Origin of the sequence: Nocardioides sp. JQ2195, assembly GCF_012272695.1 — a bacterium.
GTDB lineage: Bacteria > Actinomycetota > Actinomycetes > Propionibacteriales > Nocardioidaceae > Nocardioides.
This window is the reverse complement of the sequence record NZ_CP050902.1, coordinates 1,537,848-1,551,863: the sequence shown is the minus strand read 5'-3', so window position 1 is coordinate 1,551,863 and position 14,016 is coordinate 1,537,848. Positions and strand designations below refer to the sequence as shown.

Sequence of the window (14,016 nt, the reverse complement as noted above, 5' to 3'; positions counted from 1 at the left end):
GGTCGGCGGCCTCCAGGCTGTCCGCTAAGTTGAAAAACGTGAGCGACTTCGACGACCTGATCTCTGCCAACCGCACCTTCGCCGACGACTTCCAGCTCGGTGGATTCGACGGCGTCGCCCATGCCGGCGTCGCGATCGTGACGTGCATGGACTCGCGGATCGACCCCCTCAACATGCTCGGCCTCAAGGCTGGAGACGCCAAGATCTTCCGCAACCCCGGTGGTCGTGTCACCGACCAGGCCCTCGAGGCGCTGGTCCTCGGTGTTCACCTGCTCAACGTGAACCGCATCCTGGTCATCCCCCACACCCGCTGTGCGATGGCCTCCTCGACCCTCGACCAGGTCCGCGAGAAGGTGGGCGCCTCCGCCGGCCAGGACGTCTCCTGGCAGACGTTCAGCATGGTGCCCGACCAGCAGGCCGCGCTCGGCGACGACGTGCACAAGGTGGTCTCCCACCCGTTGATCCCCGACTCGGTCAAGGTCGGCGGGTTCATCTATGACGTCGACTCCGGCCTGATCGACCAGAAGTTCTGACCGGTCCCGCCTCTGTGTGGTCCTTCCGGCACCCAGTGCCGGGAGAACCACACACCGGGGGTGGCCCCGGTCAGGTCACGCGTCAAGCGCCTCGACGTCGATGTCGTAGGCACCTTGGACGATGAACTCCTTGCGAGGTGCCACCTCGGAGCCCATCAGCAGCTCGAACACCTTCGACGCCTCGTCGGCATCGTCGACGGTGATGCGCCGAAGCGTGCGGTGCCGCGGATCCATCGTGGTCTCGGCCAGCTGGTCGGCATCCATCTCGCCGAGGCCCTTGTAGCGCTGCACCGGGTCCTTCCAGGTGACGTTCTTCCGCTTGAGCTCGGCGAGCTTGCGCTGCAGCTCGGCGTCGGAATAGGTGTAGACGTACTTGTCCATCCCCTTCTTGGGACGGTTGATCTCGATGCGGTGCAGGGGCGGCACCGCCGAGTAGACCCGGCCCTGCATCACGAGCTCAGGCATGTACTTGAAGAACAGTGTGGCCAGGAGTGTGCGGATGTGGGCGCCGTCGGAGTCGGCGTCGGCCATGAAGATGATCTTGCCGTAGCGCGTCGCGTCGATGTCGAACGTGCGGCCGGAACCGGCCCCCACCACCTGGATGATCGCGGCACACTCGGCGTTCTTGAGCATGTCGCCCACCGAGGCCTTCTGCACGTTGAGGATCTTGCCTCGGATCGGCAGCAGCGCCTGGAACTCGGAGTTGCGCGCGAGCTTGGCGGTGCCGAGCGCTGAGTCACCCTCGACGATGAACAGCTCGCTGCGCTCCACCTCGTTGGATCGGCAGTCGGCCAGCTTCGAGGGCAACGCGGAGGACTCGAGCGCGTTCTTGCGCCGCTGGGTCTCCTTGTGCTGGCGGGCCGCGATGCGCGTCTTCGAGGCGCCCACGACCTTCTCCATGACCAGCTTGGCCTGAGCCTTCTCAGCCCTCTTCGTCGAGGTGAGGAACGACTTCAGCTCCGCGGCGACCACCTTGCGGACGACGCTGCGCGCCGCGGAAGTGCCGAGGATCTCCTTGGTCTGGCCCTCGAACTGTGGCTCGGCCAGCCGCACCGTCACCACGGCGGTCATGCCCTCGAGCACGTCGTCCTTGATGACGTCCGCGTCGTTGACCTTGAGTGCCTTGGAGGAACGCATGACGTCGTTGAAGGTCTTGGTCACGGCCTGCTCGAAGCCGCTGACGTGGGTGCCGCCCTTGGGAGTGGCGATCACGTTGACGTAGGAACGAAGCGTGGTGTCGTAGCCCATGCTCCACCGCACCGCCACGTCGACGGTCAGCTCGCGCTCGACCTCCTGGGGCGTCATGTGACCGTTGTCATCGAGCATCGGCACGGTCTCGGTGAAGGTGTCGGCGCCCTGCAGGCGCAACACGTCAGTGACCGGATCGCCCTCGGAGAGGAACTCGGCGTACTCGCCGATGCCGCCGTCGTGGCGGAACTTCTCCTCCACCGGGTCCGGGCCACGCTGGTCACGGATCACGAGCTCCAGCCCGGGCACGATGAACGAGGTCTGCCGGGCCCGGGTGATCAGGTCGTCGTAGACGTAGCCGGCGTCCTTGGTGAAGATCTGGCGGTCGGGCCAGAACCGGATGCGGGTGCCGGACTTCCCCTTGGCGACGCGCTTCCCCTTGCGGGTCAACCCCGACTGAGGGGTGAACGCGTCGGTTGGACCGTCACCGTCGAAGACACCCGGGATCCCACGCTGGAACGACAGGCCCTGGGCGGACGGCGACCTCTCCACGTCGATGTCCATGCGTGCGGAGAGGGCGTTGACCACGGAGAGGCCGACGCCGTGCAGTCCACCGGTGGCGACGTAGGAGCCACCACCGAACTTGCCGCCGGCGTGCAGCTTGGTGGCCACCACCTCGACGCCGGGGAGCCCGGTCTTGGGCTCCTTGTCGGTCGGGATGCCGCGGCCGTCGTCGTGGACCTCGACGGAACCGTCCGGGTGGAGCGTGACCTCGATGTGCTGCGCGACGCCGGCCAAGGCCTCGTCGACACCGTTGTCGATGATCTCCCAGACGCAGTGCATCAGTCCACGGGTGTCGGTGGAGCCGATGTACATGCCCGGACGCTTGCGGACAGCTTCGAGTCCCTCGAGCACCAACAGGTGTGCTGCGTTGTACGTGTTGTCGATGACGGTTTCCTTGCTCGGTTGCTTCTCCCCCTGAATCTATCCCGGGCGGTGCGCTGGCGCGCGAAGGGCACGCCCGGCACGCCCACCGGCGTACGGCGACACGCGGCGTTGCGCGGCTGCGGCCTGCCACGTGAAGGAGCGACCCCGGCCTATGTTGAGCCTGTGAGCACGGTCACGAAGCAGACACGATCTGGTGGAACTTGGCTGGAACCGCAACCAGGAACACCGGTACCGCGTCACACTTGTGGGTACCGTGCGTTCCAAGCAGTGCAGGATGAAGCGGATGCAGGTCCACGGTGTGGGAGTCCGGTGATCCGGGTACACCCAGATCATGGTTGGATGGATGTGTCAGGTGACACGGCGAAGCGGGAATCAATTCCGGCTCCGGCTCGTTGAACCCGACAACGACAGAAAGAGAGGCCGAAGTGACTACAGCAGTTGCCCCCAGTTCCGCCACACTGACGGCGCTTGACCGTTGCGACCGTTGCGGCGCCCAGGCCTACCTTCGCGTGGAGCTTGCCTCCGGACTCGAACTTCTCTTCTGCGCTCACCACGCCCGTGAGCACGACGAGAAGTTGCGCGAAGTGGCCGTCACCGTCGTCGACGAGACCCACAAGTTGCAGGACAAGCCGACAGTCGAGTCCGACTGATCCCGACCTTCATGAATGGCCCCGACCTGACCAGGTCGGGGCCATTCGCGTGCTGTGGTGTGGGAGGCTGACGCCGTGACTCTCGTGGACGTGATCGCTGCCCTGGCCATCGCCATCGGCCTGGTCGGCATCATCTTCCCGGCTCTTCCCGGGTCGCTGCTGATCCTGGCCGCCGCACTGGTCTGGGCCGTCCAGGTGGACCAGGGCGCCGGATGGGTGGTCTTCGCAGTCATCACGGCGCTGCTCGCGGCGGGAAGCATCGTGAAGTACACCGTCCCCGGGAAGGGCATGAGACGTGCCGGCGTGCCCGGCTCCACCCTCGCCCTCGGCGCCGTCCTGGGTGTGATCGGCTTCTTCGTGATCCCCGTGCTGGGGCTGGTCGTGGGCTTCGTCGTGGGCGTGTACGCCGCCGAGGTACGCCGGGTCGGGCAGGTGGCGGCACGTCGTACGACGATGACGGCCCTCAAGGCGGTTGGCGTCTCGATCCTGATCGAGCTGGCCGCCGGCATGCTGGCCGCGCTCACCTTTGCCGTCGGTGTCGTCGTGACGTGAAGGGGCTCAGCCCCTGGTCAACCACTCGGTGAACTGTCGCCGGCCGGTCATCCAGTCGGTGATGAGGTGGGAACGATCGGTGAAGTCGTCCATCCGCATGGCCACGCGCACCCTGCGCGGGTCCTCGAAGCACGACCGGGCCACCCTGAAGGTCATCAGGTCGCGCCGGTAGTCCAGCCGGAGCCGGTGGTCGCAGGTGATCGGTTCACCGACGAACTTCCACCGGCGCACCTTCACCAGGGTGTAGTCCGTGCCGTACTCCAGCCCGGTGACCAGCGCGAGCTCGGGCCCCTTGCGGCCGGGCCTGGTGTCGATGAACACCGCGGCACTGGTGACTCCCCCACCGTGCTTGCGCAGGTCGGTGAAGGTGGCCCGCACCCGCACCTGGTCCACACCGTGACGCACCCGCACCGTGCGGATGTCGGCGAGCGATCCCGTGGCATCGGCCGGGTCGTCGACCTTGGTCGTCTGCGCATGGGCGGTGCCCATCGGCATCAGCAGGACGCCGGCCGTCGCGACGGCGGCGATGGTGCTGGCCATGCGGTTCATGCTCGACATCATGATTGCTCCTCGAGTAGCGGGTCCGGTCTCACCTGTCCAGGAGGCCCGATCACCCAGTCAGATGCACCCACGCGCTGATTGGTTGCACGAGCCGCCCCGGCCTCCTGCCAGCGCGCCATGACCCTGGCCAGCCGGTGCCTCACCGCTGACCGATGCGTTCGAGCTCCCGAGCCTGTCCTGCAGCCTGTGGTCCACCTGCCTCGATGTCCGACGAAATGACACCAGCCCCCGTCTCGAGACGGGGGCTGGTGCGTGCGGTTCGTGGAGAGCTCAGTCCAGGTAGTCGCGGAGGACCTGCGAGCGGCTGGGGTGGCGCAGCTTGCTCATCGTCTTCGACTCGATCTGCCGGATCCGCTCTCGGGTCACGCCGTAGACCTTGCCGATCTCGTCGAGCGTCTTCGGCTGGCCGTCCGTGAGGCCGAAGCGCATCGAGACGACGCCGGCCTCGCGCTCGGAGAGCGTGTCGAGCACGGCGTGCAGCTGTTCCTGGAGGAGCGTGAAGCTGACCGCGTCGGCCGGGACGATGGCCTCGGAGTCCTCGATCAGGTCACCGAACTCGGAGTCACCGTCCTCACCCAGCGGGGTGTGCAGCGAGATCGGCTCGCGGCCGTACTTCTGCACCTCGATGACCTTCTCCGGGGTCATGTCGAGCTCCTTGGCCAGCTCTTCCGGAGTGGGCTCGCGACCGAGGTCCTGGAGCATCTGGCGCTGCACGCGGGCGAGCTTGTTGATGACCTCGACCATGTGCACGGGGATGCGGATGGTCCGGGCCTGGTCGGCCATGGCGCGGGTGATCGCCTGGCGGATCCACCACGTCGCGTAGGTGGAGAACTTGTAGCCCTTGGTGTAGTCGAACTTCTCGACCGCACGGATCAGGCCGAGGTTTCCCTCCTGGATCAGGTCGAGGAAGAGCATGCCGCGGCCGGTGTAGCGCTTGGCCAGCGAGACCACGAGACGGAGGTTGGCCTCGAGCAGGTGGTTCTTGGCACGACGACCATCGTCGGAGATCCACTCGAGCTCCTCGAGGATCTTCGGCGTGATGCGACCGCCCTTCGCCATCTTCTCCTCCGAGAAGAGCCCAGCCTCGATCCGCTTGGCGAGCTCGACCTCCATCTCGGCGTTGAGGAGCGGCACCTTGCCGATCTGCTTCAGGTAGTCCTTGACCGGGTCAGCGGTGGCGCCGGCGACCATGACCTGCTGCTCGGGCTCGTCGGTCTCGTCGGCCGCGGAGACGGTGAAGGCCTTCTTCTCGTCCTCCTTGATGGTCGGGTCGGACTTGACGTCCTTCTCGAACTGCTCGTCCGGCACGTCGGGCAGCACCTTCTTGCCATCGGGGCCGATGACCGTGGCCTCGACCAGCTCGGTGGCGGCCTTGGCGGCAGCATTCTTCGCGGGTGTCTTCTTCGCGGGTGCCTCGGCCTCGACGTCGGCCGCAGCCTTCTTGGCGGGAGCCTTCTTCGCCGGCGCCTTCTTGGCGGCCGTCTTCGACGTGGTGGTGCTCTTGCGCGGCGCAGCGGCGGCCACGGCCCGCGCGTGGTCATCGCTGTTGAGGACCACCGTGATGCCCTCGGCAGCCAGGTGCACCATCAGGGCGCGCAGGTGGCGTGGCTCGATCGCGGCTGCCTCACTGGCACGGCGGACGGCGTCGGGGGTCAGGGTGCCTGAGGGGGCCGCCTGCTCCAACAGCCCGATGATCTCGGGGTGGGCCAGAACCTCGGCGGGGAGCAACTTGCGCGAGCTCGAAGACACGAACACCTCTCGGAAAAAGCATTTGGGGCGCGGCAAGGCCCGGTAACGTCAAGAGCCGCTCTCGTATTCTGCCACGGCGGTGCCGCAAACCAAGCCTCGGCCCTCACGGCGCGTCATCAGGTCGCCTTCGCCGCCTTCGCGGCGGCCTTCATCTGCTTCTTGTGGTCGCGAACTTCCTGCAGGCTCTGCTCGTCCACGACGTCCGCCACGGAGCGGCGCCCCGGCTTCGCGTAGTCACCGGCCGCGGCCTCCCAGCCCGCCGGGCGTACGCCGAGCTGCTTGGCCAGCAGCGCCACGAAGATCTGGGCCTTCTGCCTGCCGAAGCCGGGGCACTCCTGCACCCGCTTGAGCAGCTCCTTGCCGGTGGCCGCCTCGTTCCACAGGCGCGCCGTGTCGCCGTCGTACTTCTCGACGACGAGCGCGGCCAGGGCCTGGAGACGCCCGGCCATCGAGCCCGGGAAGCGGTGCACGGCCGGAGTGGTGGCGCACAGGTCGGCGAACTCCTGCGGGTCGGCCGACGCGATCTTCGCGGGGTCGAGACTGCCGAAGCGGTCCAGCACCTTCGCCGGACCGCGGAACGCGTGCTCCATCGGGTACTGCTGGTCGAGCAGCATGCCCGCGAGCAACGCGAACGGATCGTCGGAGAGCACCTTGTCGGCAGCCGGGTCACCGGTGATGTTGATGGCCATGGCCCCATCCTGCCACCGCCCCGCCGCAGACCTCACGAACCACCGGTCCACTGCGGGCAGGTGACGTGGTACGGCCGACTGGGGAGGAACCGCTGCCACTCCGCCTTGGTGAGATTCCGACCGGCGATGTTGCAGGCTCGCTCGTGCCACGTGGCCGTACGCGTGTCGGTGGCCCAGGTCCGTCCGTCCCGAGCTGCGATCAGGACGCCGGAGCTGTCGGGCAGGTAGCGGATGGATGCATCGGTGGTCAGCATCGGCAACGGCAGGGTGCCCTGGTACTCCGCGGTGTGCCCGTCCCAGAGCCCGATTCCCTGGGGCTGCAGCACGGCGAACTGGCTGCCATCCGGGGCAAAGACGACCTCTCCGACCGCCCCCGCGAGCGGCCCGGACTCGGCGTCGGAACCGACCCGCTCGAGGGTCTCGACGTCGAGCAGGCTCATCCTCCGATCCCCGTCCGGGGCGGCCAGCAGCGAGCCGTCGGGCGACAGGTCGCCCGGGGCATCCGCGGGGTCGATCACGGTGCCCGCGGGGGCACTCCCGAGGATCTCCCCGGTCTCGGGTCGGACCCGCACGAACGACCCGTCGAACCTCACGAGGAGGACGACGCCGTTCCGGACGCCCATCGTGGTCACGCCCGACCCGACCCGGATCCGCACGCCGACCCGGCGCAGCGTCGTGCGGTCGTACGTCGCGAGCTCCCCGCTGCGATCGACGACATGGACCCGGTCGCCGTCCGCGCTGAACGCGGCCTGCAGCGCAACTCCCCTCGGGAACTGCCTGACCGCGACCTGGCGACCGGTCGCCGCATCCCAGATCCGCAGGCGCTCGTCGCCGGCCGTGGTCAGGAACCACCGCGAGTCGGAAGACCACTGCGGTTCCCAGATCTCGCGCAGAAGCACCGCGCGTGGTGTCTCCCGGCCGGTCTCGAGGTCGAGGAAGCGGAGTCGTCCCGATCGGACCCGGGCGAGGGTGTGTCCGTCTGGCGCCGCCAGCGAGAGGCCATAGGGGGTACCCGCGACGGAGGGGGTGTCCTCCCCGAGGGTCAGGAGCCCGGGAGGGCCGTCGAGACGCCACTTCATCAGGTGCTCCCCCGCCGCAAAGAGGGTCCGGTCGTCCGCGGACCAGTCGATGCTCGATCCCCACACCCCGCCCGGCACCGAGAATCGATGCAGCAGCTCGCCCGTGGACACGTCCCACACGACCACACTGTCGTCGCTCGACGCGGTCGCCAGGAGGTTCCCGTGGTGCGAGTAGCGGCCACCTTGGGCCAGGCCGGGCCCGTGCAGCTCGGGAGAACGCATGCGCAGGGTCCGCGAGTCCAGCCGGACTATCCGGTCACCGCTGACCAGGGCCACCGTGGACCCGTCGGGGCTGACGTCGAGACCGCCAAGAGCCTCAATGGTGAGATGCAGGTGCTTGGCCGAGGCCGCCAGGGCACCGGAATCGACGTCGAAGGCGCGCACCGACCCCCGCCCGTTCCTCGCGACGTACAGGGTGCGACCGTCGGGAGTGAGGGCCACGCTGGCGAACTCCGGGACCCTCAGCTCGAAGATCGGGCGAGCGGGGTGAGCCACGTCCCAGACGGTGGCCGTGCCGCGTCCCGTCCAGTGCCCGGCGTTGACGTCGTAGTGCTGGACCACGGCCGCGAGTCGTCGCCCGTCGTCGCTGTATTCCATGGCGTACTCCACGCCGCTGGCGGGGTCCATCCCGCCCAGCTGGTGCGAGACGAGGGTGCCCGTGCGGAGGTCGTAGAGCTGGATGGGTTGCTCGTCGATCCGCGATGGCCCTTCACTGACCCACTCGTTGACCGCCATCGCGAGCTGGCTGCTGTCGGGCGAGAACCGGATGATGCTCGAGGGAGCGGTCTGCGCGAAGCGGACCGGCTCCAAGGTCGTGCTGTCGAACAGGTGCACACCGGGCTCCGGTGCATCCGGGGCGAGACTGACCGCCAGCAGCGAGCCGTCCGGGCTCGCAGCCATGGACACCGGGAGGCCGTCGAGATCGCGGACCCTCTCCACGAGGCCGGCTCCGGTCAGCAGCCCGGCCAACGTGTCCCGGGCCTGGGCGGAGTGGTCGACGCTCAACGCCTCGAGCGCGAGGAGAAGTCCAGTGGACGGGTTCTCCAGACCCAGTGCCTGAGCCTCGGCGCGTCGGGCCTCGGCCAACCTGCCCGCAGCCTCGCTGGCGCGCCGGTTCTCGTCCGCCCGGTACCCGGCGCGCACGGCGAGAAGGCCGGCGACCACTGCGACCACGAGGAAGAGGCCCACCCCGACCAGGGCACTCCGCAGCCGTCGCCGCGACCCACGTTCGCGAGCCGCCGTGGTCTCGGCGGCGCGTTCCTCGGCCTCCGAGAGTGCGACGGACGCATCCAGGAAGGCATTCTCGACATCGTTCAGGTCCGGCGCCGCGTGCTGATGCCACTCGCGGGCCCGCCTCAGACGGATTCCCCGGTAGAGCTCCGACTGGGGCCTTCCCATCGCGTCCCACGCCTCGGCAGCTCCGGCCACGTGCCGGAACAGGCGATGACCGTCAAGGTCGTCGTCGAGCCAACCGCGAAGCCGCGGCCAGACCCGCACCAATGCCTCGTGGGCGATCTGCACGGCATCCCCGTCGACACTGACCAACCGCGCGGCCACCAGCAGCTCGACGAGTCGTTCGTGGCTGGCGTCGGCGGCGACCCTGGCTCGGGGGACTCGGGTGCGGACCGGATCCCCGTCCCCGGTGGGCATGACCAGACGGAGCAGCAGACCACGCATCTGGTGGCGCAGCTCGGAGTCCATGGAGTCATAGAGGGACTCGGCAGACTGGGCCACTGCCTGCCGGATCCCGCCGCTGGCCCGATAGGCCGCCACCGTGAGGGTGGGTCCCTCGCGCCGTTGCCAGGTCTCGCGCAACGCGTGCGAGAGCAGCGGAAGCGCGGCCGGTTCCCCCTCGACGTCGCGGACCAGCAGGTCGACAAGTCCCGGCTCCAGGCGTAGGCCGGATCGATGGGCCGGTCCCTCGATCGCGCTGCGCAAGCCGGCGCCCCCGAGCGGACCGAGCAGGTAGAGGCCCTCCTCCACCACTCGCGCGATCTCGGGGTACGCCGCCAGCTCGCCCAAGTGATCGGCCCGAACCACCAGCACCAGCGCCCCGCCAGCGCCGACATGCATCGCCAGCGCCTCGAAGTAGCGCGCCCGCTCGACCAGGTCGGCGCACGTCGTGACCACCTGCTCGACCTGGTCGACCACCAAGGTCTGTCGCCCCCGGGGCTTCAGTGCGGCGAGCGAGTCCACGGGGTGCTCTGCAGGGGTGGTGAGCAGCACCGGAGCTCCGCTCCGGACGAGCGACGCGACCACCCCGGCGCGGACCAACGAGGACTTCCCCACGCCGGAGGGGCCCACCACGGTCAGCACCCCCGTGTCGCGCAACCGTCGCAAGCACGCGGAGATGTCGTCGTGCCGCCCGAAGAAGGTGTCCGCGTCACCGAGGTCGTAGGGAAGCAGACCCCGATAGGGACAGACCGCACTGGCTCGCGGCGACCGAGTCGGCAGGAGACACGGATCCTGGCGCAGCATCATCGCCTCGAGGTCAGCCAGGTTGGCGCCCGGGTCGAGGCCGAAGTCATCGACCAGCATCGCGCGAGCTCTCCGGATCGCACCCAGGGCCTCGGGCTCGCGCCCCGACAGGTGCAGCCCACGGGCCAGCAGGGCCCACCGCCGCTCCCGACCCGGGGCCTGCGCGACCAGCACCTGGGCTCGGTCCACCACGTCTGGGGCGTGGCCGGCCTCGATCCCGGCCTCGACCAGCACCTCCTCGGCATCCATCCGCAGTCCCTCGAGGCGCATTGCCTCCACTTGACCGGACGACCATTCCTCGAGGTCAGGAAGCGCCGGTCCGCGCCAGAGGTCGAGCGACTCCTGTGCGAGGAACGAAGCTCGGGCCGGATCGCCGCCCGCCAGTGAGTCCCGGGACTGCTGCAGGAGCCGCGCGAACACGCGGTGATCCATCTCGTCGTCGGTGAGGACCAGTCGATAGGCGTTGCCGGCGGACTCGATCGCGGCACTGCCGAGCCGCTTGCGCAGTCGCACCACGCATCCCTGCACCACCTTCGCCCACGACACCGGCAGCTCCTCACCCCACAGTGCGTCGGCGAGCGTCTCCGTGGAGATCGTGCTGTGGGCCCGCACGATCAGAGCCGACAGCACGACCCGGTCCCGAGGGGCCAGGCCGTCTGCCTGCCCGTCGACCTGGAGCGGACCCAGCACGGCGACACCCATGCAATCGACTGTCCGCCTGTCCGTCTCTTCCGTCAACGAGGCTGATACCCGGCTGATACCGCTCTGGAGGCGAACCGGAACCGGGTGGATGCAGAACGGAGTCGTGCAACCATCCGCGACTCCCAGGAGACCATCATGATCAGCCAACCCGCTCGCTGCCTTCTCCCGATGTTGGCAGCCCTCTCCCTGCAGCTCACCGCCTGCAGCGATGACGCGACCACCGCCAGCTCGGACGAACCGTCGTCACGTGTGAGTCCGACTGACACGGAAGAAGATCCTGCGTGGACCCTCCTCGGGGACACTCCCGAGCAGGGCACCCTCGAGGCCGGCGCGTACGCGCTGACTGCCTACACCTCGGTGCACCACTTGGCTGTCGTCCAAGCGCCCGAGGGTTTCGCGAGGTACGACGACTGGACGTTCATCTCGGGCGAGCAGACCCCGGGTCAACCGTTCCGCGGCATCGGCTACCTCACGACCGAGGTCGTCCTCGGGGACCCGTGCGGTTCGAAGGGGCGTCCGAAGACCGACACCATCCGCTACGCCGGTGAGACAGTGGCTGACCTTGCCCAGGCTCTCGTCGCACAGCGTGGGGCCATCACCTCTGATCCGACCCCGGTGACGATCGATGGGCACGACGGCTTGTACCTCGACTACCGGATCCCCGACGTCGACAAGTGTCAGGAGGCAGCCTGGGACATCTTCCCGGGCTGGTCCCTGTTGGAGACCGGGGAACGAGCCGCCCTGTGGATTCTCGATGTGGAAGGCGAGCGAGTGCTCCTCGGGTGGGTCGCCACCCGAGACGTGACGGCAAGCCAGGTCGACGAGATGACGCGCATGGTGACCTCGACCCGGTTCGTCGATCCGCGGTGAGCTCGCCATGGCTCTGTCCACGCTGAACGGCGACGCCACACGGAGGGCCGGTCTCGGCCTCGCTGCCGGGCTGTGCATGCTCGGCAGTGTCTCCTCCGCGGTCTCGCTGGACCCGACCACGCATCATCCCGCCCTGCGCCCGATGACGCAGGTGGACCCGGGTGAGGACCGCCCAGTGGTCGACGATCCGAGTGCACCGGCGGGACCACACAGCACCGTGGAACTCGCCTTCGCCGGTGACCTCCACTTCCAGCTGCAGCTCGCCGCTCTGCTCGACCACCCCCGTGGAGCGCTCGGACCTGCCGCGCGGCCCCTCGCCGAGGCCGACCTCGCGATGGTGAATCTCGAGTCCGCCATCGCCGAGGCGGGGCGCGCGCCTGCGGCGAAGGAGCTGGAAGACCCGAGCCGACGTTTCCACTTCCGGACATCCCCTGCCGCGCTCGAGCTACTCGACGCAGCCGGGGTCGACGTGGTCTCGATGGTCAACAACCACGGCGCCGACTACGGACGCACCGGGCTGCGCGACACCCTGCGCGCCGTCCGTCGCAGCCCGATCCACGTGGTCGGCGTCGGGATGAACCGTCGGGCAGCCTTCGCGGCGTACCGGGTCTCGGTGGGAGGCACCGCATTCGCCTTCCTCGCGGCCGACGCCTCGATGCGGGAGGGCTCGAGCAACGTGTGGGCGGCAGGCCCCACGACGCCTGGCATCGCGGCGGCTCACGCCGACCGCCCTCGGGCCCTCACCACCGCGGTCCGGGAGGCATCGAGGCGCGGCGACGTCGTGGTCGTCTACATGCACTGGGGTGAGGAGCTCCGGCACTGTCCCACCTCCCGGCAGCGGATCACCGCGCGGGCCCTCGCCGACGCCGGAGCGGACGTGATCGTGGGCTCTCACGCCCATGTCCTGCTCGGCTCCGGATGGTTCGGCACGACGTACGTCAACTACGGGCTCGGCAACTTCCTCTGGTATCACGACCATCAGCCCGAGACCGGCGTCCTCCGGCTGACCGTCCGTGACGGACACGTGGTCGATGACGCCTGGGCCCCGGCACGGATCCACGGTGACGGGCGTCCCCTCCCCCTCACCGGCCCCGCACGTGTCCACGCCAACGCCGCCTGGCGCGCGCTGAGAAGTTGTACCGGGCTCGCCGCCGAGGCCCGGTGGCCGATCCGTCGGAGGCGCCCGGTCGACGACCATCAAGGCGACGTCGTGGTCCGCGCCTTCGTGCGGAAGCATGCATCGAGCTGCTTGCCCACGAGGGCGCGATGAGACGGGCCGCACCGTCACCCGTGTGGGCGTGATGGGAGAATGCTGCTCACTGCCGTGCTGGCACCGTGATGAGCGAGCAGTGGAGTGGAACAGGCGTGAACCCGAGCGAGACCTCTGCGGAACCCCGCACGCGCCCTGGCCGACGACCTCGGGTGGTTGCCACTTCCGTGGTCCTGCTGGTGATCGGCGGCTGCGCCATGTACCTCTCCTGGGGCGCGTGGGGCGTGTTCGTGACCTGCAGCGTCCTGACCCTGGCCGGAGCGTGTGCCCCGGTGTTCCTGCTCCTGCCGCGTTCGAACGCGGCGTGGTTGCTCCTCCTGCGTCTGGCGATGTCCGCACTCCTGCTCATGCTCGCGGGGTGGGGGCTGGTGGCGCTGTTGAATCCCGCCTACGTGATCGGCTGGTGGGTGCCGGAGAAGCACAGCCACGTCGACGAGATCAGCAACGAGTTCGAGGCCCTCTTCATGGGCGCGGCCCTCCTTGCGCTGGGGGGACTGCTCAGTGTGGCGGTGATCGCCACGTCCATCAGCGCCTACCGCAAGGACGTGCGAGGACCAGCGCAGCGAGACTTGCTGGGTGCGGCGTCCCGCAATCCAGTCGTCAGGAACGCGGGCCAGCATCGGCCGGTGAGCCGCCGGCTGCGCAGGGCCCGCGCGCGACAGGCCCGTCGCCGTTGATCGGACGGCCACGAGCTGTGGCCTGTGGACACAGCGTCCCCGCTCGGTCCGAGTTTTGGCACAGTGGTCG

At 68.8% G+C, this 14,016-nt stretch carries 11 protein-coding genes; 6 read left to right on the top strand and 5 right to left on the bottom strand.

The window, feature by feature from the left end:
* The first annotated feature begins 38 nt into the window (after window positions 1–38).
* A complete protein-coding gene (locus ncot_RS07380; protein WP_206065200.1) occupies window positions 39–533 on the top strand; it encodes a carbonic anhydrase in 495 nt (164 codons plus the stop codon).
* Window positions 534–608: 75 nt separating this feature from the next.
* Here the strand turns inward: ncot_RS07380 and ncot_RS07375 are convergent, their stop codons facing one another.
* Window positions 609–2,705: a DNA topoisomerase IV subunit B gene (locus ncot_RS07375; protein ID WP_168619221.1), complete on the bottom strand. Its 2,097-nt coding sequence runs from the start codon at window positions 2,703–2,705 to the stop codon at window positions 609–611.
* A gap of 389 nt (window positions 2,706–3,094) precedes the next feature.
* Between ncot_RS07375 and ncot_RS07370 the strand changes: the two genes are divergently transcribed.
* Together ncot_RS07370 and ncot_RS07365 are read left to right on the top strand one after the other, a co-directional pair.
* Window positions 3,095–3,319: a hypothetical protein gene (locus ncot_RS07370; protein WP_168619220.1), complete on the top strand. Its 225-nt coding sequence runs from the start codon at window positions 3,095–3,097 to the stop codon at window positions 3,317–3,319.
* A gap of 75 nt (window positions 3,320–3,394) precedes the next feature.
* The gene (locus tag ncot_RS07365; protein WP_168617023.1) at window positions 3,395–3,871 is read left to right on the top strand and encodes a DUF456 domain-containing protein; all 477 of its coding nucleotides are present in this window, start codon (window positions 3,395–3,397) and stop codon (window positions 3,869–3,871) included.
* Window positions 3,872–3,877: 6 nt separating this feature from the next.
* Here the strand turns inward: ncot_RS07365 and ncot_RS07360 are convergent, their stop codons facing one another.
* From ncot_RS07360 to ncot_RS07345, 4 genes are all read right to left on the bottom strand, one after another.
* Window positions 3,878–4,420, bottom strand: coding sequence for a hypothetical protein (locus ncot_RS07360; protein ID WP_168617022.1), 543 nt, complete (start codon window positions 4,418–4,420; stop codon window positions 3,878–3,880).
* A gap of 282 nt (window positions 4,421–4,702) precedes the next feature.
* Complete coding sequence (locus ncot_RS07355) at window positions 4,703–6,187, bottom strand: RNA polymerase sigma factor (protein WP_168617021.1); 1,485 nt, start codon at window positions 6,185–6,187, stop codon at window positions 4,703–4,705.
* Between the two features lie 110 nt (window positions 6,188–6,297).
* A complete protein-coding gene (locus ncot_RS07350; RefSeq protein ID WP_168617020.1) occupies window positions 6,298–6,870 on the bottom strand; it encodes an HhH-GPD-type base excision DNA repair protein in 573 nt (190 codons plus the stop codon).
* 32 nt (window positions 6,871–6,902) lie between these two features.
* Entirely contained in the window at window positions 6,903–11,129 is a 4,227-nt protein-coding gene (locus ncot_RS07345) for a BTAD domain-containing putative transcriptional regulator (protein ID WP_168617019.1), read from the bottom strand.
* Between the two features lie 135 nt (window positions 11,130–11,264).
* Between ncot_RS07345 and ncot_RS07340 the strand changes: the two genes are divergently transcribed.
* From ncot_RS07340 to ncot_RS07330, 3 genes are all read left to right on the top strand, one after another.
* Window positions 11,265–11,999 carry a hypothetical protein gene (locus tag ncot_RS07340; RefSeq protein ID WP_168617018.1) on the top strand — a complete coding sequence of 245 codons (735 nt, stop codon included), beginning with the start codon at window positions 11,265–11,267 and terminating at the stop codon, window positions 11,997–11,999.
* 7 nt (window positions 12,000–12,006) lie between these two features.
* Complete coding sequence (locus ncot_RS07335; RefSeq protein WP_168617017.1) at window positions 12,007–13,269, top strand: CapA family protein; 1,263 nt, start codon at window positions 12,007–12,009, stop codon at window positions 13,267–13,269.
* 152 nt (window positions 13,270–13,421) lie between these two features.
* Complete coding sequence (locus ncot_RS07330) at window positions 13,422–13,946, top strand: hypothetical protein (RefSeq protein WP_168617016.1); 525 nt, start codon at window positions 13,422–13,424, stop codon at window positions 13,944–13,946.
* Window positions 13,947–14,016: the final 70 nt, after the last annotated feature.

What these genes read in the sequence shown, in the direction of transcription:
- ncot_RS07345 (WP_168617019.1), bottom strand. Translation starts at nt 11,129, where the DNA reads ATGGGTGTCGCCGTGCTGGGTCCGCTCCAGGTCGACGGGCAGGCAGAC.
- ncot_RS07335 (WP_168617017.1), top strand. Translation starts at nt 12,007, where the DNA reads ATGGCTCTGTCCACGCTGAACGGCGACGCCACACGGAGGGCCGGTCTC.
- ncot_RS07350 (WP_168617020.1), bottom strand. Translation starts at nt 6,870, where the DNA reads ATGGCCATCAACATCACCGGTGACCCGGCTGCCGACAAGGTGCTCTCC.
- ncot_RS07360 (WP_168617022.1), bottom strand. Translation starts at nt 4,420, where the DNA reads ATGAACCGCATGGCCAGCACCATCGCCGCCGTCGCGACGGCCGGCGTC.
- ncot_RS07340 (WP_168617018.1), top strand. Translation starts at nt 11,265, where the DNA reads ATGATCAGCCAACCCGCTCGCTGCCTTCTCCCGATGTTGGCAGCCCTC.